This is a genomic window from Marinobacter vinifirmus, from assembly GCF_002258215.1.
Taxonomy (GTDB): domain Bacteria; phylum Pseudomonadota; class Gammaproteobacteria; order Pseudomonadales; family Oleiphilaceae; genus Marinobacter; species Marinobacter vinifirmus.
The window spans coordinates 71,853-97,873 of the sequence record NZ_NEFY01000007.1 but is presented as its reverse complement, the minus strand read 5'-3'; the positions used below and the strand labels follow the sequence as shown (position 1 = coordinate 97,873).

21 protein-coding genes and 1 pseudogene are annotated in these 26,021 nt (G+C 57.7%); 11 read left to right on the top strand and 11 right to left on the bottom strand.

Translation table 11 applies throughout. The features are described 5' to 3' along the window. Nucleotides 1–572: 572 nt before the first annotated feature. The 3 genes and pseudogenes from B9Q17_RS18045 to B9Q17_RS10615 all read right to left on the bottom strand — a co-directional run bounded on the left by B9Q17_RS18045 (nt 573) and on the right by B9Q17_RS10615 (nt 3,705). Complete coding sequence (locus tag B9Q17_RS18045; protein ID WP_154707628.1) at nt 573–2,282, bottom strand: hypothetical protein; 1,710 nt, start codon at nt 2,280–2,282, stop codon at nt 573–575. 235 nt (nt 2,283–2,517) lie between these two features. Further along, nucleotides 2,518–3,369: pseudogene (locus tag B9Q17_RS10620) on the bottom strand (YifB family Mg chelatase-like AAA ATPase); the annotation flags it as partial. A gap of 84 nt (nt 3,370–3,453) precedes the next feature. Beyond that, on the bottom strand, nt 3,454–3,705 hold the full coding sequence (locus B9Q17_RS10615) for an accessory factor UbiK family protein (protein ID WP_022987582.1): 252 nt from the start codon (nt 3,703–3,705) through the stop codon (nt 3,454–3,456). Nucleotides 3,706–4,056: 351 nt separating this feature from the next. On the opposite strand from B9Q17_RS10615, the gene glnK reads away from it, so the two are divergent. Both glnK and B9Q17_RS10605 read left to right on the top strand, forming a co-directional pair. Then, nucleotides 4,057–4,395, top strand: a complete 339-nt coding sequence (gene glnK, locus B9Q17_RS10610) for a P-II family nitrogen regulator (protein WP_011784068.1) — start codon at nt 4,057–4,059, stop codon at nt 4,393–4,395. Nucleotides 4,396–4,462: 67 nt separating this feature from the next. Continuing rightward, nucleotides 4,463–5,734, top strand: a complete 1,272-nt coding sequence (locus tag B9Q17_RS10605) for an ammonium transporter AmtB (RefSeq protein ID WP_094625198.1) — start codon at nt 4,463–4,465, stop codon at nt 5,732–5,734. A 72-nt stretch (nt 5,735–5,806) separates the two neighbouring features. Here the strand turns inward: B9Q17_RS10605 and B9Q17_RS10600 are convergent, their stop codons facing one another. Both B9Q17_RS10600 and speE read right to left on the bottom strand, forming a co-directional pair. Further along, nucleotides 5,807–6,001: a DUF6316 family protein gene (locus B9Q17_RS10600; protein WP_094625197.1), complete on the bottom strand. Its 195-nt coding sequence runs from the start codon at nt 5,999–6,001 to the stop codon at nt 5,807–5,809. 92 nt (nt 6,002–6,093) lie between these two features. Beyond that, complete coding sequence (gene speE / locus B9Q17_RS10595; protein ID WP_094625196.1) at nt 6,094–6,975, bottom strand: polyamine aminopropyltransferase; 882 nt, start codon at nt 6,973–6,975, stop codon at nt 6,094–6,096. A 139-nt stretch (nt 6,976–7,114) separates the two neighbouring features. Here speE and speA point away from each other — a divergent pair, with 139 nt between their 5' ends. The 3 genes from speA to B9Q17_RS10580 all read left to right on the top strand — a co-directional run bounded on the left by speA (nt 7,115) and on the right by B9Q17_RS10580 (nt 10,399). After that, nucleotides 7,115–9,025 carry a biosynthetic arginine decarboxylase gene (gene speA, locus B9Q17_RS10590; RefSeq protein ID WP_094625195.1) on the top strand — a complete coding sequence of 637 codons (1,911 nt, stop codon included), beginning with the start codon at nt 7,115–7,117 and terminating at the stop codon, nt 9,023–9,025. Nucleotides 9,026–9,161: 136 nt separating this feature from the next. Continuing rightward, nucleotides 9,162–9,764, top strand: coding sequence for a sigma-70 family RNA polymerase sigma factor (locus tag B9Q17_RS10585; protein ID WP_094625194.1), 603 nt, complete (start codon nt 9,162–9,164; stop codon nt 9,762–9,764). After that, entirely contained in the window at nt 9,761–10,399 is a 639-nt protein-coding gene (locus B9Q17_RS10580; RefSeq protein WP_022987577.1) for a ChrR family anti-sigma-E factor, read from the top strand. Before B9Q17_RS10585 ends, B9Q17_RS10580 begins: the two co-directional genes overlap by 4 nt. Nucleotides 10,400–10,442: 43 nt before the next feature. Here the strand turns inward: B9Q17_RS10580 and B9Q17_RS10575 are convergent, their stop codons facing one another. Beyond that, on the bottom strand, nt 10,443–11,180 hold the full coding sequence (locus tag B9Q17_RS10575) for an SDR family oxidoreductase (protein WP_094625193.1): 738 nt from the start codon (nt 11,178–11,180) through the stop codon (nt 10,443–10,445). 209 nt (nt 11,181–11,389) lie between these two features. On the opposite strand from B9Q17_RS10575, the gene B9Q17_RS10570 reads away from it, so the two are divergent. Next, entirely contained in the window at nt 11,390–13,165 is a 1,776-nt protein-coding gene (locus tag B9Q17_RS10570) for an acyl-CoA dehydrogenase C-terminal domain-containing protein (RefSeq protein ID WP_094625192.1), read from the top strand. A 199-nt stretch (nt 13,166–13,364) separates the two neighbouring features. Here B9Q17_RS10570 and B9Q17_RS10565 read toward each other — a convergent pair whose 3' ends face one another. Then, nucleotides 13,365–14,522 carry a helix-turn-helix transcriptional regulator gene (locus B9Q17_RS10565; protein ID WP_094625191.1) on the bottom strand — a complete coding sequence of 386 codons (1,158 nt, stop codon included), beginning with the start codon at nt 14,520–14,522 and terminating at the stop codon, nt 13,365–13,367. Between the two features lie 232 nt (nt 14,523–14,754). Here B9Q17_RS10565 and B9Q17_RS10560 point away from each other — a divergent pair, with 232 nt between their 5' ends. The 3 genes from B9Q17_RS10560 to B9Q17_RS10550 all read left to right on the top strand — a co-directional run bounded on the left by B9Q17_RS10560 (nt 14,755) and on the right by B9Q17_RS10550 (nt 19,588). After that, on the top strand, nt 14,755–16,746 hold the full coding sequence (locus tag B9Q17_RS10560) for a hypothetical protein (RefSeq protein WP_094625190.1): 1,992 nt from the start codon (nt 14,755–14,757) through the stop codon (nt 16,744–16,746). A 148-nt stretch (nt 16,747–16,894) separates the two neighbouring features. Continuing rightward, complete coding sequence (gene tcdA / locus B9Q17_RS10555; protein ID WP_094625281.1) at nt 16,895–17,701, top strand: tRNA cyclic N6-threonylcarbamoyladenosine(37) synthase TcdA; 807 nt, start codon at nt 16,895–16,897, stop codon at nt 17,699–17,701. Between the two features lie 21 nt (nt 17,702–17,722). Further along, nucleotides 17,723–19,588 (top strand): cation:proton antiporter, encoded by a 1,866-nt coding sequence (locus B9Q17_RS10550; protein WP_094625189.1) that lies wholly within the window; start codon nt 17,723–17,725, stop codon nt 19,586–19,588. A gap of 27 nt (nt 19,589–19,615) precedes the next feature. Here B9Q17_RS10550 and B9Q17_RS10545 read toward each other — a convergent pair whose 3' ends face one another. The 4 genes from B9Q17_RS10545 to B9Q17_RS10530 form a co-directional block, all read right to left on the bottom strand. Next, entirely contained in the window at nt 19,616–20,596 is a 981-nt protein-coding gene (locus B9Q17_RS10545) for an NADP-dependent oxidoreductase (protein WP_022987571.1), read from the bottom strand. A gap of 85 nt (nt 20,597–20,681) precedes the next feature. Continuing rightward, entirely contained in the window at nt 20,682–21,152 is a 471-nt protein-coding gene (locus B9Q17_RS10540) for an acyl-CoA thioesterase (RefSeq protein ID WP_094625280.1), read from the bottom strand. 14 nt (nt 21,153–21,166) lie between these two features. Next, the gene (locus B9Q17_RS10535; protein WP_094625279.1) at nt 21,167–22,252 is read right to left on the bottom strand and encodes an SMP-30/gluconolactonase/LRE family protein; all 1,086 of its coding nucleotides are present in this window, start codon (nt 22,250–22,252) and stop codon (nt 21,167–21,169) included. Nucleotides 22,253–22,343: 91 nt separating this feature from the next. After that, complete coding sequence (locus tag B9Q17_RS10530; protein ID WP_094625188.1) at nt 22,344–23,135, bottom strand: alpha/beta fold hydrolase; 792 nt, start codon at nt 23,133–23,135, stop codon at nt 22,344–22,346. 370 nt (nt 23,136–23,505) lie between these two features. Between B9Q17_RS10530 and B9Q17_RS10525 the strand changes: the two genes are divergently transcribed. Continuing rightward, a complete protein-coding gene (locus B9Q17_RS10525; RefSeq protein WP_094625278.1) occupies nt 23,506–24,546 on the top strand; it encodes an AraC family transcriptional regulator in 1,041 nt (346 codons plus the stop codon). Then, a complete protein-coding gene (cls, locus tag B9Q17_RS10520) occupies nt 24,543–25,979 on the top strand; it encodes a cardiolipin synthase (RefSeq protein WP_094625187.1) in 1,437 nt (478 codons plus the stop codon). Before B9Q17_RS10525 ends, cls begins: the two co-directional genes overlap by 4 nt. The last annotated feature ends 42 nt before the right edge of the window (nt 25,980–26,021 follow it).

The window sequence follows — 26,021 nt, the reverse complement described above, 5'->3', positions numbered from 1 at the left end:
ACTGCTTTCTATTGTGATCGACGCTATTTCTGGGGACTTGAGACCTGATTGCATGATCGGCAAATTTCTAAACCAATTATACGATTACAAGAAGCGGGCAACATAGCTGCACTGTCCTTTGGACTGAAGTCACTCAGTGCGATTTCGCATCATCAAAACCGCAATCTCTCCATTAAATTACTTAACGGTGGGCATATCGACTAGCAAGCCAACATTGAGCGCCGAAGGGATCCCGACTTATGGTGAGATCACTGAGGATTAACTGCTGGGCTAGTGCACCAATCTGATGCAAGAAGTTTCAGAGTATAAAAGCCACTGAATTGACAAGGGAAATGGGGAGAAAAAGGATGCCAAGTCTCTCCCTGACCGGTCACACCACTAAGCAGGTGTCGCGTATGCCTGACATCCGATGTCGGACTTGATCGGGAAAGCTGATATTGCCCCGACCCACCATAAAGTTAGCATATAATTTATCCCCTGACAGCTTTGAGTTCGAAAAATGAGGCGCAAGTTGGCACAGTATTTCCGTGTCTCGGCTACTTGAGGGGGTAGTGCCATCTTGAAACGACAATTCATAATCTCAAGCCCATCTTTCGCAAGGCATTTCTGGCTGCCGATTCATAGTTAACCTTATCCAAAACTGAGTGCTTATGTGTGAAATAGTCGGCTTCGCCCGAACAATCGTCAATAAGTGATTTAAAAACTCCGCGCTTATGTCGAATTTTGGAAAAGACATCGTTCAAGAACCTCTCAAAATCTCCCTGGCTATCTATCGTAAAGCAAAGACCACTCATAGACTCCTCTTTATGCTCACCATCATCACTACCATCGTTAACCCACCTACGCTGGATCTCCACCACATAGATTGGCTTATTCTTAGCTGTAACCTTAATAACAAGCGCACCACGAAGGGCCGAATTTCTGGGGTATAAATATGGCCAACTACGAACTGAGCCAAGAACAACCTCGTGTTTTTTGAATGGTTTAATCTCTATTAACTCAGGGGGGTTTCGGTCACAAAATCCCGTAGCGAACGTAAACCATTCGACTTTTAGGATTTTAAGCGGGAAGCTATCTCTCAGGTACAGAAATGCATTCCAAATATCCAGCAATACTCCATTCGATTCAAGCTTAAGCGGTGCGTTCAATTCAATCTCACCAACACCTTTATTACTCCCATAGCGGTCGCCGGAAGAATATCTGTCAGCAAAGGCCTCCCCCTTTGAAAAAACACCATGCACGGATCGAGAATTAGAATTAATCTTCTCGCTTAAAATTGGCAAAACATCACTATCTGGATGAGCCAGTTCAACGAACTCCGGATCCTTGACAGACTTCCTTGGTCCTGAGTGGTCGGGGTCACTGTCACTTGTAATAGCGAGCCTCTCTTGATGAGAGGAGTTGTCTCGCATTCCGCTCCCAATAGGCACAGGGATCATATGACCGCTCCAACCTGTTTCAGAGTTCGGATCATTCTTTTGAGTGAAAACTTTTATTTGTGGACTGGAAGGTGAGCTACATCCCAGAATATTTAAAGCGAGAAAAGACCGACCGCTATTGAAAGATATCCCGCTAACACGAATTCGGGCTTTTTGTTCATGCCAGGGCCTTATCTTAAGTTGTACTAGTCTTTCCTTTCTATTATCAGAAATACCCTTTACTGCTTCATCCATTTGGGCATAAATATCCTTAGCCCATAGCTGTGTGTACTTACTATACTTAAGCCACGCTATAAATCTCGCATCGGCATCAGAAAATTTGTACTTGTTATTTATAGCAACTTGCCAATAGCTTTCTGTTTCCGGAATCCCAATATTCACAATAAATTGGTTATATGGGTCATCTGCATTCCTAAAGGGGTAAGTTGTCAGGATCCTTTTTACTTCTTGCGAAGACCCATAGCACCTAGAAAAGAATTCTAGGCACGGGATTAGCAGGTTCCCGCCACCCGAGACTGGAAACTCAAGAGAATAATTTCGATCTCTATGGTACATAAGAGGGTAAACATGTGGAGGATATGGAAGCTCTTCAGACTTTTGATGCTGGCTGAAAAATGATGTAAACCGCCAATCATCTCTGTTGAAGCTTACCTCAAACTCTGCCGTTTCGAATTCAACTTCTTCGGTGCAAATCCCGTTTTCCCATATCGTGCCAACTCTTACTTGTCCCAATAGAGTTATGGGCACTTTTCGAAGCGAAAAATCCCCTAAAGTTCTGTCTGAAAATATCTCACGAACGACCACTGTAGCTTTTGGCTGAGTAGATTTTTTGTTCTTCGTCACACCGCCGTACCACCAGACAACTAACGGTGAATGGTTTTTCGTGAATTGCTCACTAAGATCGACGGGGCTTTCTAGGACTTTGACACGATAGGATAGTTTATTTTTCATCGGGTACAGATAGCACGTGAAGGCTTTTGCCTGCCAAACTGAACCGCTTTCAGTGGCGGCACCAGCTAAGTACCATACCTCTGTCTCACCTAATTTAAAACTGTCTCATCTATTTCAATAACTGACAGCCGCCCCCGACCAGGGCGACCGCCGAGGCAGTATGGTGCGGCGCCCGGAACGGTGGCTGGCGCCAGCCACCGGGCTTCACCGGCAAGCCCGCAACGGAATGCACGCTGGCAACTTCCATGGCCGCGGCATCATCGAGCGCGGGCAGAATGCCGGGAAGCCGGCTGGCCAGCATGCTTTTGCCGGTGCCCGGCGGGCCGAAGAACAGCAGGTTATGACCACCGGCTCCGGCCACTTCCAGCGCTCTCCTGGGTACCTGCTGGCCCCGGACATCCGCCAGGTCGGCGCCGGCATACTGCCCCTGCGGCTCAGGATCTTCTGCCCGGGGCACCGGTACCAGCCGCGCCCGGCCCGACAAATGCTCGCACACCGTCAACAGGTGACTGGCCGCCAGCACATCGCCGTTACTGGCCAACGCGGCTTCATCGGCGTTGTCCTGGGGCAGCAGCAGTGAACGCCCCGCCTCCCGGGCCGCCAGCACCGCCGGCAATATCCCTTTGAGCGGCCGCAACGCACCATCAAGGGACAGCTCGCCAATACACTCCAGATCTTTCAGGCTTTCGGCAGGAACCTGGCCGGAGGCCGCCAGGATACCCAGAGCAATGGGCAGGTCGAAGCGGCCGCCTTCTTTGGGCAGGTCGGCAGGGGCCAGGTTTATGGTGATACGGCGGGCGGGGAATTCAAACCCGGCATTGAGCAGCGCACTGCGCACCCGGTCCTTGCTTTCCCGCACACCGGTTTCCGGAAGGCCAACAATCGACAACGCCGGCAAACCACCGGACAGGTGAACTTCAACGGTAACGGCAGGGGCAGACACGCCAATGCTGGCGCGGGAATGGACAATAGCTAGCATGACAACCTTCCTTGGTAACAGACAAATGGCCCCCGGTTACGAATCGGGGCCGCCGGGCAGGCATCCTGCGCCCGGCTGTTTCATTTACGACTGCAGCTTCTGCTCCAGTTCGGCTACCCGTTTTTCCAGCGCTTCGACTTTTTCGCGGGTTTTCATCAACACCGCCTGCTGGGCATCGAATTCTTCCCGGGTCACCAGCTCAAGGCGGGACAGCACGGTCATAACGGTAGCCCGCGCCTGGGTCTCAAAATCTTCCCGGGCGGCACGGGCCATGTCGGGAACAAACTGGCCAAACTGGCCCTGCAACTGTGCAAAGAAATCCTGCGGCCCTTTCATAGAAAACCTCGCAAATAACACTTCATTCAAATCGGATTGCCGGCCAATTCAGACTATTGGCCATGGCAGTAACCGGGTTTGCGGGAGTGTATCACACCGCAGGCCCTGCCATACTGTACCCGGTCGGCATTATAATGGCCGCCGGATGGCCACCGGGCCTGCGCATTTTTGGACCGCAGCCCTGCAGCACGCACCACAACGGTGCAGGCGCTTGCGCCATTCTGGAACCAGGTATTTTTAACTTACTGATAACAAATACCTTTTTTGCGTTGGCACACCCGATGCTATAGACCTCGTACGCAATCCGCACAATTGATGTGCGAGGTGGCAGCATTTACCAAGGAGAAAGCAATGAAACTTGTGACAGCGATCATCAAGCCTTTCAAATTGGATGATGTCCGTGAGGCACTATCCGAGATTGGCGTACAAGGCGTAACCGTCACTGAAGTCAAAGGCTTCGGTCGGCAGAAAGGCCACACAGAGCTCTATCGTGGCGCGGAATACGTGGTGGATTTCCTGCCCAAGGTCAAAGTGGAGATCGCCATTGGCGACAACCTGCTGGACCAGGTCATCGAAGCCATCACCAAGGCAGCCAATACCGGCAAGATCGGCGACGGCAAAATATTCGTGACTGAACTGGAACAGGCTATCCGGATCCGGACAGGCGAAACCGGCGAAGAAGCGGTCTGATCCAGAACTGACACCTAGCCAACGCAAAAAACTTATAACCTGAAGAGCCTTGTGCGGAGGGCTTCCTATGGAAAGCAATCTCTTTCACCTGCAGTATGCAATAGATACCTTTTATTTTCTCGTGTGTGGCGCATTAGTCATGTGGATGGCCGCAGGCTTTGCCATGCTCGAGTCCGGCCTGGTGCGTGCTAAAAACACCACCGAAATCCTGACCAAGAACGTCGCGCTCTTTGCCGTGGCCTGCACCATGTACCTGGTGTGCGGTTACGCCATCATGTACGGCGGTAACATCTTCCTCTCCGGCATCGCCGATGTGGACGTGGACGGCGTACTGGGTGACTTCGCCACCCGTGAAGACGGCTTCACCGGCGGCTCCATCTACTCAGCGGCCTCTGACTTCTTCTTCCAGGTCGTGTTCGTGGCCACCGCCATGTCCATCGTGTCCGGCGCGGTTGCTGAGCGCATGAAGCTGTGGGCGTTCCTGGTATTCGCGGTCTTCATGACTGGCTTTATCTACCCGCTGGAAGGCGCGTGGACCTGGGGTGGCGCCGATGTGTTCGGTATGTACAACCTCGGTGATCTTGGCTTCAGTGACTTCGCCGGCTCCGGCATCGTACACATGGCAGGTGCCGCTGCGGCCCTGGCTGGTGTACTGCTGCTTGGCCCGCGTAAAGGCAAATACGGCCCCAACGGTGAAATCCGTGCCTTCCCGGGCGCCAACATGCCGCTGGCCGCTCTGGGTACCTTCATCCTGTGGATGGGCTGGTTCGGTTTCAACGGTGGTTCTGTACTGAAACTCGGCGACGTCGCCAGTGCCAACTCCGTGGCCATGGTGTTCCTGAACACCAACGCAGCCGCTGCCGGTGGCGCTATTGCCGCCCTGATCACCGCTCGCCTGATGTTTGGCAAGGCTGATCTGACCATGCTGCTGAACGGTGCGATTGCCGGTCTAGTGGTAATCACCGCCGAGCCATCCACCCCGAGCGCGCTGACAGCCACTATCTGGGGCGCCCTGGGCGGCATCCTGGTGGTACTGAGCATCGTCACTCTGGACAAGCTGCGCATCGACGATCCGGTCGGCGCCATCTCTGCCCACGGTGTCTGTGGTCTGCTGGGCCTGCTGCTGGTACCGGTTACCAACGGCGATGTCAGCTTCAGCGGCCAGATCATCGGCGCCCTGACCATCTTTATCTGGGTATTCGTAGCCAGTCTGGTCGTCTGGGGTATCCTGAAGGCTGTCATGGGCATCCGTGTGACCGAAGAGGAAGAGTACGAAGGTGTCGACCTCTCCGAATGCGGTATGGAAGCCTATCCGGAGTTTGTCAGCGGCAAGCAGTAATCCCGCTGCAAACCCAAACGCAAGAGGGGCGCCGGTTGGCGCCCCTCTTGTTTTACTGGATGATTGACGGAACTAACCCACCCCCTGAAACAGGGCATTTTCGGCATGGCGAAGATACAGCAGCAATTCCATTTCCGCTTCGTGGATATCGTCGAAAGGCCCTTCTACGGTCCCTTCCCGGGTCTGGAAATACCATTGCCCGTTCACCAACGAAAACCGCTCGCTCCGGAACCAGTGACGTTCCTGTTCACCGCTACGGACATCCATAACAACTCCTTCTGACTGCTAAACGGAAGACTGGCCATTAGATGACCATTGCAACCAGTTTAGACCAACCCCGGAGCCTGTCCAATTTTTAATCAACCCTCTTCCGGGTGCACCTCGTCTTCCAGGGCATCCACCATGAACTGCGGCATAGCCAGGGCACCGTGGTGAATACCGGCATTGTAGTAACGGGTGACGAACGGGCGGTTGCTGGCGTCTTCCTCGCGGAAATACTTCAGCGGGTTATCCTTGCTGCCCATGGTGCAGCTCCACCAGCCGGTGGGGTAAACCGGTTGCGGGAACGGCAAAGTCTGCACGTGGCCGAAACCGGCCTTGCGCATATCGGTGTGGATATCCTTGATGATGCTGCCGGTGTGCAGCAACGGCGATTCGCTTTGCTGAACGATGATGCCGCCATCACGCAACGCGGCCATGGCATCGCGATAGAAATCCAGGGCAAAAAGGCCTTCGGCCGGGCCGACCGGGTCGGTACTGTCGATAATCAACACATCGATGCTGTTGGGCTCGATGTCCCGCATCCACTGGATACCGTCACCAAAGAAGAAATTGGCGCGGGGGTCACCATTAGCTTCACACAGCTCCGGGAAGTATTTTTCCGACATGCGCGTTACCCGCTCGTCGATTTCCACCTGCCAGGCTTCTTCCACACCCGGGTGCTTGAGCACTTCTTTCAGGGTGCCACAGTCGCCACCTCCCACAATCACCACTTTTTTCGGGTCTTTGTGAGTGAACAGGGCCGGGTGGGTCATCATCTCGTGGTACAGAAAGTTGTCCCGGGTAGTGAGCATCACGCAGCCATCGAGCACCATCAGGTTGCCGAAGGTTTCGGTTTCGTAGATTTCCAGCTTCTGGAACGGGGTCTGTTCCTCGTGAAGCTTACCTTTAACCTGCAGGGAAAAGGCGGTGCCCTGGTCCTGGAATACCTCGGTAAACCAGCCTTCGTTCAATGCTGTCATGTCTGTCTCCCACTGTGTGCCACTGCATTGCGCCCGGGCATCTGAAAAGAGGCGTATTGTAGGGGCAGCGGTCAGCTCCTACAATGCAGCCTGACGCCGCTTTGCCGGCCACCCCGGGTTTCCTGACAGGATAGCAACAATGGCTGAAACCACCGCATCGCCGGCCCACAAGGTTTACAACATCGCCCACTGGAGCGACGGCTATATCTCCGTCAACCCGCAGGGCCAGGTGGAGATACGCCCGGACCGGGGCCGCAGCGAGGCCAGTATCAACCTGCCAGACCTCACTGCCTCACTGGCCGACGCCGGCATTGCCCTGCCGGTGCTGATCCGCTTTACCGATATCCTGCACGACCGGGTCAACAAACTGTGCGGCGCGTTCAACAAGGTGACCGAAGAACACGGCTATCAGGGCCGTTACACCGCAGTGTATCCCATCAAGGTAAACCAGCAGCGCCGGGTGGTGGAAGAACTGCTGGCGGCTGAACCTGCCGCCTCGGCCAACCAGGTGGGGCTGGAAGCCGGCAGCAAGCCGGAGCTGATGGCGGTGCTGGCGTTATCGCGCCAGAGTGGTTCGGTGATTATCTGCAACGGCTACAAAGACCGGGAATACATCCGCCTGGCGCTGATCGGCCAGAAGCTGGGGCACCGGGTATTCATTGTGGTAGAGAAGCAATCCGAACTGCCTCTGATCCTGGACGAAGCCAAAAAACTCGATGTGGCCCCGCTGATTGGTGTGCGGGCCCGGCTGGCAACCATTGGTAAAGGTAACTGGCAGAACACCGGCGGTGAAAAATCCAAGTTTGGCCTGTCCGCCAGCCAGGTGCTGGATGTAGTCCACACCCTGAAACAGGCCGGCGCCCTGGACACCCTGCAGCTGCTGCACTTCCACCTGGGCTCGCAGATTGCCAACATCCGCGACATCCAGACCGGCCTGAAGGAATGCGCCCGCTTCTACAGCGAGCTGCGCCAGCTGGGCGCGCCCATCGGCACCGTGGATATCGGCGGCGGCCTCGGTGTGGACTATGAAGGCACCCGCTCCCGCAGCAGCTGCTCCATGAACTACACGGTGTTCGAGTATGCCTACAACGTGGTGCACGTACTGCAGGCAGAATGCGACCGCCAGAGTTTGCCGCATCCGGACCTGATCAGTGAGTCCGGCCGGGCCCTGACCGCCCACCATTCAGTGCTGGTGACCAACGTGATCGACCGGGAAGAACCGGACCACCGTGAACCCGCAGCACCCGCCGAGGAAGCACCGGCGCCCCTGCAGGATCTGTGGCGGGACCTGGAAAGCCTTAACGACAACGATTCCCCCCGCTCCCTGGCCGAGATCTACCACGACGTGTTGCACGCCATGACCGACGTGCACGCCCAGTTCGCCCATGGCCTGTTGTCACTGCAGGAACGGGCCCAGGCAGAAACCCTGTATACCAGTTGCTGCCGCCTGCTGCGCGGCCAGCTGGACAGTGCCAACCGTGCGCACCGGGAAATCATCGACGAACTCAACGAAAAGCTGGCCGAGAAGCTGTTCGTAAACTTCTCCCTGTTTCAGTCCCTGCCGGACGTGTGGGGCATCGACCAGATCTTCCCGGTGATGCCGATCAACGGCCTGAACCGGCCCCTGAACCGGCGGGCGGTTATCCAGGACATTACCTGTGACTCCGATGGCCGCATCGACCAGTACGTGGATGGCCAGGGCATCGAAACCACCCTGCCCCTGCCGGAACATAATCCGGATGAGCCCCTGCTGATGGGCTTTTTCATGACCGGCGCCTACCAGGAAATTCTGGGCGACATGCACAACCTGTTCGGCGACACCCATTCGGTGGATGTTCGGCTGGACGAACAAGGAAACTACCGGATCGGGAAACCCATCACCGGTGATACCGTGGCCAAGGTGCTGCGCTATGTAAACTTCGAGCCGGACACACTGTTGCAGGCCTACCGGGAAAAATTCCGGGCCAGCACTCTCGAACCCGGCCTTCAGCAACAGCTGCTGGATGAGCTGACAGCAGGTCTGGAAGGTTACACCTACCTGGAAGAATAACTTTCAGCATTAATTTCGCCCGGAGCAATCCGAACCTTTCGGGCTGGCGTAAAAACACTCACTGACAACACTGTGGTGAGTGCATAGAATGATCAGATTAGCCAGCTCAAATCATGCGACCGTCAAGGAGCGTCCGGTGACGACACTGGATAAGCAACCCGCCAAAGCCGAGGGCCGCAGCAAGGACCCTTGGGGCGCCCTGCTGGAAAAAGTCGGCAAGAGCCAGGATCGGGCCGCGTATCACGCCCTGTTCGAGCACTTTGCACCACAGATCAAGTACTACGCCATCTCCAACGGCCTGGCCAGCCATGCCGAGGAGCTGGTACAGGAAGTTTTTATTTCGATCTGGCGCCGCTCTTGCCTGTACGACTGGAAAAAGGCCGCCGCGTCTACCTGGATTTTCACCATCGCCCGTAACCAGCGCATCGACATGCTGCGTAAAATGCAGCGCACCAGCGCTGAAATGGCCGTGGAAACCGAAGATTTGTGGCAGATTCCCGGCGAAAACGAAGATGAACCGGTAACCTCCCTTCATCGTCTGATGTCTGAGCGGCGCATTCGCGAATCCCTCAGCCAGTTACCGGAAGAGCAGATTACCGTGATTGCCAAGGTATACATGGAGCACAAATCGCACCAGATGGTGGCCGACGAGCTCGATATCCCGCTGGGTACCGTTAAGAGCCGGGTACGCCTGGCATTGAACAAGCTGAAAGTGATTTTGCAGGACCAGAACGTATGACACGGCACCACCCCGACAGCCTGAGCCTGATGGAGTACAGTGCGGGCAACCTCACGGAGCCCCACGCCCTGTGCATCCGTTTGCACCTGGACCAGTGTGCTCACTGCAGAAGCCGGGTAGACACCCTGAACAGCCTGGGCGCCGTGATGATGGCCGAACAGCCCAAAGTCAGTGTGTCTGATACCAGTTTCGAGCAGCTGATGTCCCGTATCGACAGCGCGCCGGAGCCGGTTTCCCCAATCGCAGAAGCGCCGCGCATGAGCCCGCTGCAGAAGCTGCTGGGCGACGACATCAACGACCTGCCCTGGAAACGTCAGCTGGGTGATGTCAGCGTGCTGGACATCACCGAGAAGTTCCCCGGCCAGGGCGAGCGTGTGGTGCTGCAAAAACTGGTAGCAGGTGGCAAGGCTCCGGCCCACACCCACCGTGGTACTGAAACCACCATCGTGCTGCAGGGTGCTTTCTCGGACCAGAAGGGCGTGTTCAATCAGTGGGACTTCGTCGTGCTGAACGAGGAAGACGAACACAAACCGGTAGCCGTTGGCTGCGAAGACTGCATTACCCTGTCGGTTCTGAGCGCACCGCTGAAGCTTACCGGCACCTTTACCCGCCTTCTGAACCCGTTTATTCGATGACCTTTACCGCCGCAGCCCGTCTGCGGCGGCTTTTTCCCCGCTTTTACCAAGGCAAGTCGCTGCCATCCCAGCTGATAAAGCGGCCGTTATCATGCTCCTGCAAGGCTTCAATAACCCGGAACAGATTGTCTGCCGTGCCCTCAGGCTCGTGCACCGTCAGGTTCGCCAGAGACTGGCTGAACGGTTCACTCAGCCCCGACCGGGTGGTTCCCGGATGCAGCGCCACGCAGGCTACAGGCCGATAACGCCGGGGCAGCTCCACCGACAGGTTTTTCACCAGCATATTCAGCGCCGCTTTCGAGCAGCGGTAGGCATACCAGCCACCCAGGTGATTATCGCTGATGGAGCCCACCTTGGCTGAAATGGCGGCCACACGGGTTAGCTGCGGCCCCCGGAACCAGGGCGACAACGCCTGCACCAGAAGCCCGAACCCGACACAGTTCACCTGGAAGGCCCTGGCCAGATTATCCGCCGTCAGGTCCTCAAGGCGCTTCTCCGGAAACATGCGGTCGTCGTGCAGCAACCCGGCGGCGTAGACCAGCCGGTGAATGCCTCCGGAATCCGCCAGCGTTTGTGCCAGTTCATCATCCACCTCCAGCGGCACTGCAGACTCCGCGTCCCAGGGCCGAAGGTGCAGTCCTGGCGGCTTACCCATCGCTTCCGTTGCCTTGTCCGGATTCCGGCAAAGCCCAATCACCGGTTGCCCCGGAAACTCATCCAGATACTTCAAGGCCAGTGCCTGGCCAATCGCGCCCGATATACCGGCAATGATGGTTGCCATTCTGCTCTCCCCAGTTGTGATCAGAATTGTGATGAAGGTTGTGATCAATCCGATTCATTCCAACCATACGAAAAAACCATCCAATCGGGCTCGCCTGCAGCAAACCAAAACATTCAAACAGCCGTATGAATGACCACATCGACTTTGTACCCACCGTGCAAGGCGAATACCGGTAGCCCGAGCTACCCACCGATAACAGGAGAGAGTCCATGCAATATCAGGCACCTGCCAATGATCTTCGCTTTTTGCTGTTTGATGTCCTTGGTGCAGACAAGCTGCACGAACTGGAAAAATACGCCGATGCCACGCCCGACCTGATCTCGGCCGTGATCGACGAAGCCGGCAAACTGGCCGCGGAAGTGATCCAGCCCACCAACCAGGTTGGCGATCGCCAGGGCTGCAGCTACGACCCGGAGACCAAGCTGGTCAAAACCCCGGACGGCTTCAAGGCCGCTTACGACAAATTCGTGGAAGGTGGCTGGACAGCACTGGACGCACCCATCGAGTTCGGTGGTCAGGGCCTGCCCCACACCCTGAAATTCGTGGTGGATGAAATGGTCTGCTCCACCAACCTGTCGCTGGGTATGTATCCGGGCCTGACCCATGGCGCCATCAGCGCCCTTCATGCCCACGGCTCCGACGAGCTGAAGCAGACCTACCTGGAGAAACTGATCTCCGGCGAGTGGACCGGCACCATGTGCCTGACCGAGCCCCAGTGCGGCACCGACCTGGGCCTGATCCGCACCAGGGCAACCCCGAACGACGATGGCAGCTACGCCATCGAGGGCACCAAGATCTGGATCACCGGCGGCGAACACGACCTGGTCGACAATATTGTGCACCTGGTACTGGCCAAGCTGCCGGGCGCACCGGATACCACCAAGGGTATTTCCCTGTTTGTGGTGCCCAAGTTCCTGCCGGATTCCGGCGAACGCAACCCGGCCTTCTGTGGTGGCCTGGAGCACAAGATGGGCATCAAGGGCTCCGCCACCTGCGTGATGAACTTCGAAGGCGCCAAGGGCTGGCTGGTGGGCGAGCCCAACAAGGGCATGAGCGCCATGTTCACCATGATGAACGAGGCCCGCCTGATGGTAGGCATGCAGGGGCTGGGGCTGGCTGAAATGGCCTACCAGGAAAGCCTGGCCTTCGCCAAAGAGCGCCTGCAAAGCCGCTCCCTGAGTGGCCCGAAGAATCCCGACGGCCCGGCAGACCCGATCATCGTACATCCGGATGTACGCCGCATGCTGATGCGCCAGAAGGTACTGAACGAAGGCATGCGTGCGCTGGCCCTGTTTACCGGCCACCAGCTGGACCTGTCAGTGGCGCACCCGGACGAACACGTGCGGGAAAACGCCGACGACCTGGTTCAGTTACTGACACCGGTGGTCAAAGCCTTCCTGACCGACGAAGGCTACAACAACGCCAACTGGGGCCAGCAGGTGCTGGGCGGCTCCGGCTTTACCCAGGACTGGCCGCTGGAACAACTGGTGCGTGATGGCCGGATCGCCCGCATCTACGAAGGCACCAACGGCATCCAGGCCATGGACCTGGTGGGCCGCAAGCTGGCCCTGAAAGGTGGCCAGCTGGTACGCGCCCTGTTTGCCGAGCTGACCGGCTACCTGAAGGACAACCCGGAAGCACCCTACCGGGAAGAACTGAAAGGTGCCATCAAGGGCCTGGAACAGGCCACCCTGTGGCTGGCCCAAAACGCCCCGAAAGACCCGGAGCAGGCCGGCGCCGCAGCCACCCCGTACCTGCGGTTGATGGCCCTGACCGTGATCGGATACCTGTGGTCGCGGATGGCGGGCGTTGCCGGCCAGCAACTCGAAGCCGGCGAAGGCAACAAGCCATTACTGGAAAGCAAGCAGGCCTCGGCCCGCTTCTACTTCGAAAAGCTGATGCCGGAAACCGACTGGCTGCTGAAAGACATCCAGAGCGGAAAGGACAGCCTGATGTCGCTTTCCGATGAGCACTGGGTGGCCTGAGCGGCCACAAATGCCGGCCAGACCAAAAATCTGGCCGGAAATGACCGGTAAATGTCCATTCATGACCTTTATCAAGACATGTTTCCGGTCAATAATGAATGCGTTGATTAGTGTCTCTGAACTAGTCCAACCCGCCTCCTTGTGAGGTTGGTACCTTCTTGAAGCCGCGCTTTGCGCGGCTTTTTTTGTGGACAGATAATCAAACAGAGGTGCAGGCCCGGGACAACAGTGACACCAACTCGCCCTGACGACGGGTGCCGGTTTTACGGAATATATTGTTTAGGTGATACTTCACGGTTTCCCGTGACCGCCCCGAGGTTTGCGCAATATCCGACAAGCTCTGGCCACCAACCAGCTCAGCCGCAACCACCGCTTCCGCATCCGTCAGATCGAACAGACTCTTCAGCAGGTCGTCGCTGATTTCGTTGCTCCAGCTCCAATCGTGCAATGTAACGAGCGCCCCCTGCGCCAGGCTCCCTGCCTCAGCCGTTCCCTGCAGCGGAGTCACCACCAGCGTGATGCGCTGCTGTCCGTGTTCAAGGCTGAAAACCTGGTCCTCAAGCTCCCGCCTGGCAATTGACGCTTCAACAGCAGCCGATAAGAGGACGGCAAACTGCCGCGCACTCTCGTTTCCATGAGCCACCAGCATGCCATCACTGTTTACCCTTAAACCGGCGTTGCGTTTCAGGGTGTCATCCGCTTTGCCATTCCTGAAGGCCACCCGGAAAGATGCATCACAAACGATGATGCCTCGATTGACACGCTCGAGCACCAACCGCTCAACCGCCGGACCACACCGCCGCTGCATCAGCCGGGTATACAGGCCCACAGCTCGATGCAGGTGGGGTAAGAATCCATCAAAGACAGTGAGTTCTTCATAACTGAATTCAGGTTGATCCGGAGAGCGCTGCATTCCGAAAAAGTTCAGGTAGTGCCCATCCATATAGGCAATCGCTCCGGCCGCTTCACAAGCCCCGTAGCTCTCTAACCACTCTTCGGCCCGGGTATCGCGCCGCAAGCGCTTAACATCGGGGCCAAGATCGAGGTTACTGGCGACAAACCTGCAGCTACCCTGGCGGTTGACCGATATCGCTTTTTCAACCAGTACGTCCCGGTGGGAAACATGTTCGGAATAGAAACGCAGAGCCTCTTCGGGAATATTCACGGTCCAGGCACCGAGAAGAGAATTTGCCGCAGTGTTATAAATTGCAAACGATGCACTGTGGCCGTTAAACACCTGGATAAACCGCTTCAGAAACGGAAAGAAACCCTGTTCCGAGGTGACCGAATCGTAGATCAGGCCAATCAGTTCATGGAAGTCGTGGTTGAAAAAGTTTTCCCGGTCGGAGAAATGCACAGCAGACCACTCTTGTATCGATGTTTCCTACACAATTTAGTGTAGGTTTCAAAGATATTCCAACCGCTCATAGTTACACATTTCATACAAATAGCCGGCCCGCACTCCCCAAACGGGTGGGGCGCCCCCCGACCACCCTTGCTATATCTCAATAACCCTTCCTCAGGGAGCCTTCGGGCAGAGCCTGGTTCATCCGGCGAATCAGGGTACTTTTTTGAATCAAGGAGTTGTTATGAACGGTTTTAAAAAACTGGCGTTGGCCGCAGCGGTCTCTTCGGTTGTTGGTATTGCGGGATGTGGAGGAAGTAGCGGTGGAGGGAGTACCGGGGGCGAGACAGTATCCGGAGAAACTATTTCAGGTACCGCCACCGCTCCTGGTGAAGAAGGTACTATAGCCAGCTTTACCCAGCCGAGTATTTTTGAAGTCGCATTGAACTTTGTTGTAGCTCCTGTCGCTGCAGCCATTACCGGGCTCAACCCCGTAAAAGGTGCCACGGTAGAACTCATTCGCGTGGATGATGAGGGCAACCAAATCGGCGACGTGCTCGCTCAAACCGCCACGTCAACAACAGGAAACTACAAGCTAACACTGCCGCAAGGCGTTAACCTTGCAGGTAATCTCGTGGTTCGAATTACCGGGCAAAACAATAAGCAACTGCGCGCACAGGTTGTCGAAAAAGACGTCGATATAAACCCGGTGTCCGAGTTTGTTCTTCGCAAGTTCATCGAGACGGGTGCCGACCTAGATCAGTTGGTTGTCACCGATGTGGTCAAACTCAGTGGCAAGGTTGAAGAGTTTGATCTGACTGCCGGGGCCAATCTTGATGAAATGTTCAGCACACTGGAGAGCGAAGTCGGCGATTTCGTAGAGAGCGAGGTTGCCGTGGTAGCCGGTGGCAAGGGTGAGGCCAGCACAGTCGCTGGCGATTACCGGAGCGCCGCCTTCGCACTTGAACTCCACGACGCTGAAAATCACAGTTCGGGCACCTATGCCCACAGTTTGTGGGCATCCAGTTTTCAGCTGGCAGACGGTGGCGAAAACGTCGTCAACGTCACCCTGGTCGATGAAGATGATCTCTACGGAAGCCGGGGAGGCCCATCCTTGTCCAGCGCTGAATGGCTCAACCATGAGTTCGAATTCGAAGAGGTTAATGAAACCTTCGACGGCATTCTGACCCAATCGGGCATCCTCGCTATCCAGGGCGAGTTCGAAGAGGAAATCGAAGAGGAGGAAGGCTGGCGCTGGCCTGCAGTAACCTACAATCTGGTGCAGGCTGGTGAGCGAGGCCTGTTTTTTGTCCAACCCAATGAAGCCAGCGTTCGTTACGCCGTGATCGATACCAACGACGACGGCACACCCGATGCGCTAGACCCCTCCCAGAAACTGGGCGACGAGATCTCCCGGTCTTTTGAGGTCTTTGCACGGCAACCAACCAACTTTCAGAGCAGCGACCTGTCAGGCCAGTTTGGCCGGGTTTATATCGCGTCTGAAATCACGACCGGTGAGCTGATACTGAAAACCGAAGTCAACACCATCACCTTCGACGGCAATGGAAACTTCAACTACGCAGAGGTCATGGAAGGACATGGTCACCAGATCAGTCTTTCAGCAAGTGGCCCGGGCTATGTGCCGATTACAGACCCAGCGGACACTGGCACCTTTGTTGTCGACAGTTCCGGTGATATCACAGAGGCCGGTGGTGAGCCTGCCGATGGTTTTATTAACGATACCGGCGACTTCATTGTCATGTCTGGCGGCGATGGCGAGCTTGGCAGTTACTCTGAGCTCGACATGACCCTGATGACCAAGCTGCCCACAGACAGTGGGCCCAGCGTGGCAGGCAAGCAATACCGGTTACAACTTATTTCGATGAAACTGGATACTCAGGAGCGTTTCCTGCTTTCCAGCAGCAAGTTCAATACTTTCCTGACCATGGCAAGTGAAACCGAAGGCGCAATCAGCGGTAGCTTCCTGGAAGTAGAAAAGACCACCCTGGGTGGGCAGCTATCTGTTTCTACCGACATGGTGGATGGTGCAGAGGCCTCTGCCAGCATCAGTGCCAACGGTGCAACGACGATAACCGTCGGTAGCTCTGAGGGTTCAACAACCTTGGATGGGTTCTTCAATGCAGACGCCTCACTTGGCTTGTTTGCACTGCGCTGGGAACCCACCGAGGGCGATCCGGATGAACTGGGGCTCGTGATTCTGACCGAGACAAACTAAGACCTGACCCGCAACCAAGCAGCGGCAAAAAGGCGGGCTCCCATGAGCCCGCCTTTTTGTTCTGAACCCACATGGTCGTCAGGAGGCTCGCTGCGGTACAATCTGCGCCAAATTCATGTTGAACTCTTCTGCCTACCGGAAAGCCTCAATGGCATCAGACCCTGCACAGACCGACGACTACGCTTTCCGCTTCGGAGGCATAGAACGCCTCTACGGCCGCAAGGCCCTGAATGCCTTCCGCCATGCTCACATCGCCATTGTCGGTCTCGGCGGCGTCGGTTCCTGGGCGGCGGAGGCCTTGGCGCGCAGCGGTATTGGCACGATCACCCTGATTGATATGGACGACATCTGTGTCTCCAACACTAACCGGCAGCTACACGCGCTGGAGGGCCAGTATGGTCGCACCAAAACCGATGCCATGGCGGAGCGGTTGCGGGCCATCAATCCCCAGGCGGACATTCGGGTGCATTTCGGCTTTCTCACGGTGAAGAATGTCGGTGAGCTGATCACAGAAGACATGACCGGCGTGGTGGATGCCATCGACAGCGTGAAGGCAAAAGCGGCGCTGATTGCCCACTGCCAGAGGCGCAAGATTCCGATTGTCTGTGCCGGCGGTGCCGGGGGGCAGATGGACCCGACCCAGATCCAGGTGGCGGACCTGAGCAAGACCACCCAGGATCCATTGCTGGCCAAGGTTCGTAATATGCTGCGTCGGGAATACGGCTTTTCGCGAAATCCCAAGCGGCGTTTTGGCATTGAGGCCGTATACTCTCTGGAGCAGCTGACTTATCCGGCGGCCGATGGCGAAGTGTGCCTGCAGAAGCCGGCCACAGACGGCCCGGTAAGGCTGGATTGTGCCTCGGGTTTTGGCGCCGCCAGCCCGGTAACCGCCAGCTTCGGATTCTTTGCCGCGTCCCGGCTGCTGAACAGAATTGCACGCAAAGCCAACCTTTAATTAACCAACCGGAACCCGCTTATGGCCATTAGCACCACCCTGATCCTCGCAGGTATCGGCGTTACCTCCCTGATTTGCCAATGGGCTGCCTGGCGGGTTCGTATGCCGGCCATCCTGTTTCTGCTCGCTGGCGGCATCATCGCCGGCCCGGTAACGGGCTTTCTGCATCCGGAAGATATCTTTGGCGACATCCTGTTTCCGATGATTTCGCTGGCGGTGGCCATCATTCTGTTCGAAGGCAGCCTGACGCTCCGGTACGAGGAAATCAAAGGCCACGGCAAGATGGTGCGCAACCTGATCCCGGTCGGCACCATTGTTACCTGCATTATCGGCACCCTGGCCGCCCGCTGGATCCTGGAGGTGTCGTGGGAAGTGTCCCTGTTGTTTGGTGCCATTTCCGTGGTAACCGGGCCAACGGTGATTGCACCGCTGCTACGGGCGGTGCGGCCCACCTCCAAGCTGGCCAATATCCTGACCTGGGAAGGCATTATCATTGACCCGGTCGGCGCCCTGCTGGCGGTGCTGGTGTTCGAAGGAATTGTGTCCTGGGGCCAGGGCAATGTCTTCAGCCACTCCCTGTATATTTTCGGCAAAACCCTGCTGGTGGGTTTCCTGATCGGTGCGGCTGCCGGTTACCTGAATGGCCTGGTGCTTCGCAAGCACTGGATTCCCCAGTACCTGCACAATGCCGGCACCCTGACCTTCATGCTCGGCGTGTTTGCCATTTCCAACGAGATGGCCCATGAGTCCGGCCTGCTGACCGTGACGGTAATGGGCATCTGGATGGCCAACATGAAACAGGTGCCGATCGACAGCATCCTGGAGTTCAAGGAATCCCTCAGCGTACTGCTGATCTCGGCCCTGTTTATCATCCTTGCCGCCCGGGTAGAATTTACCGCCATTGCCGACCTGGGCTGGGGCCTGGTGGCAGTGCTGGCCTGCCTGATGCTGGTGGCCCGGCCTGCCAGTATCTTTCTGTCGGCCATCGGTACGTCCCTCACATGGCGAGACAAACTTTACCTGAGCTGGATTGCGCCCCGGGGTATCGTGGCAGCTGCTGTCTCCGCCCTGTTCGCTTTCCAGCTGGAACGGATCGGCTATGAGAGCGCCGGCGTGCTGGTGCCGTTGGTGTTCATGCTGATCATTACCACGGTGGTGATCCAGAGCCTGACGGCACGGCCGGTCGCCAAGCTGCTGGGCGTACAGGAACCGCCGGCCCATGGCTTCCTGATTCTGGGTGCCAACCCGGTAGCCCGCCTGATTGCCCAGGCCCTGAAAAAACACGAAATTCCGGCCATGCTGACCGATACCAACTGGGAAAACGTGCGCCAGGCCCGCATGGAGAACCTGCCGGTGTATTTCGGCAACCCGGCCTCGGAACATGCTGCAAAACATATGGACCTGACCGGCATCGGCAACCTGCTGATCCTGTCGCCGTACAAACAGATGAACAGCCTGGCCACTTATCACTTCCTGGACTGGTTCGGGGAGCACTCGGTATTCGGGTTGACAGAAGGCGATCAGGACCAGCGCGCCCGCCTGCAAACCGCCGGCAAGGTGCAGCAGACCCGGGGTCTGTTTGACGGTGTGAGCTATGCCAAGCTGGCCAGCCTGGTGAGCCAGGGCTATACGGTGAAGACCACCCAGCTGAGCGAGGAGTTCAGTTACGAGCAGTTCTTGAACCAGTACCAGAACGAAGCCCTGGTGCTGTTTGTGATGGACGGGAGGGAACACATACATCCGGTGAAAGCGATGGATGACCTGGAACCGGAAGACGACTGGGTTCTGATCAGCCTGGTGCCACCACAGCCCCAGAAAGAACGGAAAGAGCGGGCATCCGATAGCGACGACCAGAAACCCGCCGACAACGGAGAGCAGCAGGCCTGACGGCCTGCTGAATCCAGCGGGGACAGATCAGCGGCAGTCGAGCACCAGCTTGCCCCGCACGTGGCCTGCTTCCAGCAGGTCGTGGGCGTCGCGGGCCTGCTCAAGCGGGAATACCCGGTCAACGTGCACCCGCACATCGCCGTCTTCGATCAGCTCGGCAATTTCTTCCAGGTGGAAAACGTCCGGCCGGGTTTTCATACCATGGGCTCTTACGCCCATGGCTTCCGCGGCACTGACCACCTCATCGGCGGTCACCGTGGGAATGGTCACCAGCACACCGGATTCCGACAGGGTCTGCAATGACCGCTTGCCGGTTTCACCACCGATCAAATCCAGCACCACATCCAGCCCGTAGCACTCGTCCGCAATGTCGGTGGTGTGGTAATCAATCACTTCATGCACGCCCAGCTCGGCCAGGAAATCCCGGTTGCTGGCAGACGCTGTGGCAATCACATGGGCACCGCGTTCCAGGGCGAACTGCACGGCAAAGTGGCCAACGCCTCCAGCCCCGGCGTGGATCAGAATCTTCTGCCCGGACTCCAGCCCGGCCACTTCAAACAACGCCTGCCAGGCCGTCAGCGCCGCCAGCGGCACGCCCCCTGCGGTAACCAGGTCCAGCTCTTCCGGCACGATGGCCAGTTCGTCAGCCCGGGCCACGGCATACTGGGCATAGGCCCCGCCAGATTCGGCAAAGCCGATCATGCCCATCACCCGGTCCCCTGGAGCCAGGGTGGTCACGTCATCAGCCACGGCCACTACCTCACCGGCGGCATCGTAGCCCGGGGTCCACGGCATGCGGCCTTCGATCTGAGTGGCGACAAAGCCCAGGCCTTTGCGGGTTTTCCAGTCGATGGGGTTCAGGCCGGCGCCGTGGACTCGAATCAACACTTCGCCTCCGGCGGGCACAGGTACCGGAGACTCCGTTACCTGCAGAACATCACTGCCCCCAAACCGGTCATAGACCACGTGGCGCATCGGCACAGCGTCAGTTGCTTCAGAGGATTCCATGGGTGTCTCCAGACAACAATGAGTCAAGCGCCTGAACAGGCGCGCAGTTTCAGCTTCAGACTAGCAGAATTTCACCCGGCAGGCTTTATAGGGGCAAACCACGACCACCCGGCACCAGGGCACCGGAGAGGATTTCGGCAAAGGCTTTCGGTGCCCGGGACGGCCGCTGGCTCTTCATATCCACGCAGGCATGGATTGAAAGCCCCCGCAGCAGGGTTTTGCCATCGGCCACGCGAATCAGCTGGAACTGACGGGCCGAGCGGAACCGGCCGTCCCAGTCCGTCAGCCAGGTACCCAGCACCAGCTCGTCGCCGGCATTGGCAGACAACAGGTAATCCACCTCGGTGTGGGTGATGGCCATGGCCTTGCCGGTTTCTTCGTGCAGGGCCCAGGTCATCCCCAGGCTTTCGATGTGGGCCCAGCTGACGTCTTCCATCCAGCGCACGTAGACCACGTTATTGGCGTGGCCGAGGCGGTCGGTGTCTTCTTCCCGCACGGTGATGGGCAGGATGAACGGATCCGGCAGATCCCAGTTGTGTGATTGTGACTCACTCATGGCTGTTTCATCGCTCAAGGCTGCTCCCCCAGACCGGAAATAGCCTGCAAAGGTAGCCGGCCGATGCGGTCATTGTGAAGTGAACCAAAGTATAGAAAGCCGTTGTGCGGGTTCACCGAGGTGATTTCCTGCAAATGGCTGCCGGTCGTGTCGTGCAGGCTGGTGAGCATACGGCCGCGGTCATCAAAGGCCACTACCAGGCCGTATTCCTCCGGCTCGGGCTGGAAGCCGGCAGGCAGGCGGGCAACCAGGTTCTTCATCCAGGGCCGGCGGTGCATGGCGTCCACCTGGGGGTTGCGCAGGGTCGGGAAGGCAACCCAGTAACGGCCCTGCTCATCCACGGCCAGGTTGTCCGGGAAACCGGGCAGGTTGTCTGCAAACACTTCGGTACGGCCGGCTTTCGGGCCGTTGATCCAGTATTTCAGGATGCGGTATTTCCAGGTTTCGTTTACCAGCAGGTAGTCACCATCCGGAGACACCGCCACGCCATTGGCAAAATACAGGTTACGCAGCAGTACTTCGGTTCTGCGGGTTTTCGGGTTGTAGCGCAGCAAGCGACCGTGGGGGCGCATTTCCAGCAGGTCCAGGATGTAATCCGGCTGGCGGAAGCGGGAGCTGGCATCGGTAAAGTAGATACGACCATCCGTGGCGACAACCACATCGTCGGTAAACCGGAACGGTGTGCCTTCAGCTTCCCGGGTAAGCACGGTAATCTCACCGTCCGGCGCTATCGACAGCAAGCCCTTCCAGGCATCCGCCACAATCAGGTTACCCTGGCGGTCAAACACCATGCCCAGTGGCCGGCCTTCGGTCTGCAGCCAGGTTTCCACCCGGCCGTCAGGAAATACCCGAACGATTTTGCCGTCCTGGGTGCCGGTATAGAGCACGCCGTTGGCATCCACCGTGGTGTCTTCCGGGCCGTACACCTGGCCCCGGGCCAGCAGATCGGCCTGTCGCAGCTGGTTATTGGGCGCCAGGATTCCGGTCAGGGCCGGGGGTTCGGGCGGCTCCCAGGCCTTGCTGTCGACAGGAGATGGTGTCAGCAGAAAACTGCCCACCAGCACAAAGAGCACCAATATTGCGGCCAGTAACCATTTCATCATGCACGCCCGATCCGTTTTATGATTCTTCGTTTGGGACCACTCACCTTAGCAGACATCCACCGGTTACCGGCAATGGCCGCATCACACCTTACTGTTCCAGAAACCGCCGGCACAGGGTGGCGAAGGTATCGGCTTTTTCGGCGTGCAGCCAGTGGCCGGTGCCTTCGATGATTTTCAGTTCGGCGTTCGGAAACAGGCGGCGGATGGTGTCCTGGTGTTTTTCCTGGATGTAGGCGGAGTCTGCGCCCTTGATAAAGAGCACCGGCCCTTCAAACGGGCCATCACCCTCCGGTGCGTCCGCCAGGTTCTGGTAATGGGCATCAATTACCGGCAGATTCAGGCGCCAGCGGAAGATGATATCGCTGTCGGTCTGCTCTTCAGCCGGAATACGTTCCAGGTTCTTGAGCAGGAACTGGCGCACACCGGGGATTTCCACGAATTCTGCCAGCCGCTCGTCTGCCTGTTTGCGGGATTTGACCCCGTTCAGGTCGAGGCTTTTCATACCTTCGAGGATGTCGTCATGGCGGGGGTGGTAGGTCACCGGGGCAATGTCCGCCACGATGATGGCTTTCACCCGCTGCGGATAACTCAGGGCCACCTGCATGGCCACCTTTCCACCCATTGAGTGGCCCAGAATAGTGGCCTGACCCAGCCCCTGGGCATCCATGTAGGCGATGATATCGGCGGCCATGGCCGGATAGTTCATTTCATCACTGTGGGGAGAACTGCCGTGGTTGCGCTCGTCCAGCGCGTGAATCTGCCAGTTATCTTCCAGCCGGCGGGCAATGCCGCCCAGGTTCTCGAGGGATCCGAACAATCCGTGCAACAGGATCAGCGGCTCTCCCTGGCCGGAAATACGGTGATTCAGTTCAACGCCCATACGCAGGCAACCTCCGGTTATCTGAATGAACCGGATACACTACCACCGCCAGTGCACGGGGCAAGGGGAATTTCAGGCAGAAAAAACCGGGCAAAGGCCCGGCTAAATGGTCACAGACATTACGACTGAGAAATCAGCAATAGAAGATGCTGTCCAGATACTCAGCCAGCGCCACAATGTTTTCGCGCTCGCTCTGGGTACGGGGAACAAAGATTTCCTGTGTCATACAACACCTCCAATTGGCGTTAAGGCTACTTCAACCTGTTGCCACACATGCTATCGTTTAAGGTGTTGATACCCGTTGACCAGCTGTGCCAATCGTTTGACATTTTGTATCAGCCTGAACCGAACCGCGGAGCCAGCGAACACCATGCATCCCCAAGCGGATCCAGCAACAACGCCCCATGTGGCGGCCTCCAGCACCCTTGCGCTGGTGCATTACCTCGAAAAACGGGGGCTGCTGGACCGTGCCCGGGTGGAAGACATCGCAGGCGTGCGCCTGGAAGAACTGGATGACCCGGACCTGCGCATTCCCGCCGGCATTCACTACCAGCTATGGGAACTGGCCGAGCAACTGACCGCAGACCCCGGCGTGGGCCTGCACGCCGGCCAGGTGATCGACCCGGAACGCATGGGGCTGGTAGGCCATGTCTTCTTCAATTGCGACACCCTGGGAGAAGCTGTTGTCCAATACGTACGGCTGCACCGGCTGATCAATGAATCGGTGACGCTCAGCTTCGAGCAGACGCCGGAGCAGGCCATTCTGACCTGGCAACCGGATAACCCGGCCCACTACTGCCGGCAGGACATGGACCGCACCCTGGCCGCCGCCCTGTGCCGCACCCGGCACTTTATTCATCGGGGCATCGAGGCAGACTGGGTGGAAATTGCCCACCCGGAACCGGATTACGCCGCGGAATACCAGAAGCTGTTCGGCGGCCAGGTCCTGTTCGGCTGTGGCATTACCCGCATGGCCTTTGCCAGCAAGCACCTGGGGCACCGCATTCCGCACCGCAACCCCTATGTGTATTCGGCGGTACTGAAACAGGTAAACGCCGTACTGGCCCGGCTGCAAACCCGCCGGTCATTCAGCCGCAAAGTACGCCGGCTGATCTCCCGGCAAATGGCGACCGACCGTATTGACGCCGACACCCTGGCCAGGCAATGCCACATGAGCCGGCAAACCCTGTACCGCAGGCTGAAAAAAGAAGGCCTGAGCTTCCACGACCTGGTGGAACAGGTCCGCAAAGACAAGGCGCTGCGCTATGTTGCCGACGATCAATATGCCCTGGGCGAAATTGCTTTCCTGCTCGGGTTCTCCGAACTCAGCGCCTTCAGCCGCGCCTTCAAGCGCTGGACCGGCACGGCCCCCGCGCAATACCGGGCCAAGCACCAGGAGGCAAGCGCATGACCGGTGATACCCTGTCCTGGCTCGCCATCCCCTTGGCATTGCTGTACCTGGCAGCCATCGCCTGCATCTATCGCATTCTGCTGACCTACCGTACCTCCCAGGGCGCCATTGCCTGGATCATTGCCCTGCTGGGCCTGCCCTACCTGGCCGTGCCGGCGTTCCTGCTGTTCGGGCGCATCCGCTTTGGCGGCTACGTAAAGGCCCGGCGCATGGGCAACAAGGATTTGTCTGACCTGCTGGATACCTTTGAGAACCAGAGTACGTCGATTGCCAAGCCCGGCGACCGGCACTTCAGCGATGAACTGCAGGTGCTGTGCAAACTCAGCCGCCAGCCGTTTACCAGCGGTAACCGCTGCACACTGCTGCGGGATGGCGAGGCCACCTTCGAGGCCCTGTTCGAAGCCATGGAGCAGGCCACCCACTACATCCTGCTGGAGTTTTACATGGTGCGCTCCGATAAGGTGGGCCACCGGATCAAGGAAATCCTGGAGCGCAAGCTGGCGGAAGGTGTGTCGGTGTGGTTTCTGTACGATGACATCGGCAGTTTCTCCCTGTCCCGCCGCTGGCTCAACGAACTGAGCGCAGCCGGGGCACGGGTTGCTTCCTTTGGCGACGGCAACATCCGCCGCCGGCGCTTCCAGATCAACTTCCGCAACCATCGCAAGCTGCTGGTGTGTGACGGCCACACCGGCTTTGTCGGTGGCATCAACCTGGGCGACGAATATCTTGGAACTGCCATGGACCAGGAGCCCTGGCGGGATACCCACTGCCGTATCGAAGGGCCGGCGGTCATCGGCCTGCAACTGGCCTGGCTGGAAGACTGGAACTGGGCCAGCAACGACCGTCCCGAGCTGGAATGGGCGCCGGCAGAGCCACCTCCGGGGCAGCAGGAAGTGCTGGTACTGCCCTCCGGTCCGGCCGACACCTGGGAAACCTGCACCCTGTTTTTCCTGAACTGCATCAACAACGCCCGAACCCGGCTGTGGATCGCCTCGCCCTACTTCGTGCCGGATTTCCAGATTATGAACGCGCTGCAGCTGGCGGCACTTCGTGGCGTGGATGTACGCATCCTGATTCCGGAGAAATCCGACAGCCCGCTGATCCGGGTAGCGGCCTATTCCTACCTGGTGCAGGCCAGCCAGGCCGGTATCGGCATCTATCGTTACCAGCCGGGCTTCATGCACCAGAAGGTGGTACTGGTGGACGACCGCTATGCGGCCCTGGGCACCGCCAACATGGATAACCGCTCCATGCGCCTGAACTTCGAGATCATGGCCATCAACACCCACCCGGAGTTCATCGGGCAGGTAGAGCAAATGCTGGAAGACGACCTGAAACAGTGCCGGCTGATGACCGAAAGCGACTACCAGGACCGCTCACTTCCGTTCCGCCTGGGCTGTCGTGCCGTACGGTTGCTGGCACCGCTTCTTTGAACTGGTTCTCAGTGCAGGCTTGTGCCAATATGACCGCCCGAA

Coding starts and splice junctions, on each gene's coding strand:
- speE (WP_094625196.1), bottom strand. CDS start 6,975: ATGACAGCATTGAACGAAGGCTGGTTTACCGAGGTATTCCAGGACCAG.
- B9Q17_RS10575 (WP_094625193.1), bottom strand. CDS start 11,180: ATGGCAACCATCATTGCCGGTATATCGGGCGCGATTGGCCAGGCACTG.
- B9Q17_RS10540 (WP_094625280.1), bottom strand. CDS start 21,152: ATGAGTGAGTCACAATCACACAACTGGGATCTGCCGGATCCGTTCATC.
- B9Q17_RS10550 (WP_094625189.1), top strand. CDS start 17,723: ATGGCCATTAGCACCACCCTGATCCTCGCAGGTATCGGCGTTACCTCC.
- B9Q17_RS10580 (WP_022987577.1), top strand. CDS start 9,761: ATGACACGGCACCACCCCGACAGCCTGAGCCTGATGGAGTACAGTGCG.
- B9Q17_RS10545 (WP_022987571.1), bottom strand. CDS start 20,596: ATGGAATCCTCTGAAGCAACTGACGCTGTGCCGATGCGCCACGTGGTC.
- B9Q17_RS10615 (WP_022987582.1), bottom strand. CDS start 3,705: ATGAAAGGGCCGCAGGATTTCTTTGCACAGTTGCAGGGCCAGTTTGGC.
- cls (WP_094625187.1), top strand. CDS start 24,543: ATGACCGGTGATACCCTGTCCTGGCTCGCCATCCCCTTGGCATTGCTG.
- B9Q17_RS10605 (WP_094625198.1), top strand. CDS start 4,463: ATGGAAAGCAATCTCTTTCACCTGCAGTATGCAATAGATACCTTTTAT.
- B9Q17_RS10535 (WP_094625279.1), bottom strand. CDS start 22,252: ATGAAATGGTTACTGGCCGCAATATTGGTGCTCTTTGTGCTGGTGGGC.
- B9Q17_RS10530 (WP_094625188.1), bottom strand. CDS start 23,135: ATGGGCGTTGAACTGAATCACCGTATTTCCGGCCAGGGAGAGCCGCTG.
- B9Q17_RS10525 (WP_094625278.1), top strand. CDS start 23,506: ATGCATCCCCAAGCGGATCCAGCAACAACGCCCCATGTGGCGGCCTCC.
- glnK (WP_011784068.1), top strand. CDS start 4,057: ATGAAACTTGTGACAGCGATCATCAAGCCTTTCAAATTGGATGATGTC.
- speA (WP_094625195.1), top strand. CDS start 7,115: ATGGCTGAAACCACCGCATCGCCGGCCCACAAGGTTTACAACATCGCC.
- B9Q17_RS10560 (WP_094625190.1), top strand. CDS start 14,755: ATGAACGGTTTTAAAAAACTGGCGTTGGCCGCAGCGGTCTCTTCGGTT.
- B9Q17_RS10570 (WP_094625192.1), top strand. CDS start 11,390: ATGCAATATCAGGCACCTGCCAATGATCTTCGCTTTTTGCTGTTTGAT.
- tcdA (WP_094625281.1), top strand. CDS start 16,895: ATGGCATCAGACCCTGCACAGACCGACGACTACGCTTTCCGCTTCGGA.
- B9Q17_RS10600 (WP_094625197.1), bottom strand. CDS start 6,001: ATGGATGTCCGTAGCGGTGAACAGGAACGTCACTGGTTCCGGAGCGAG.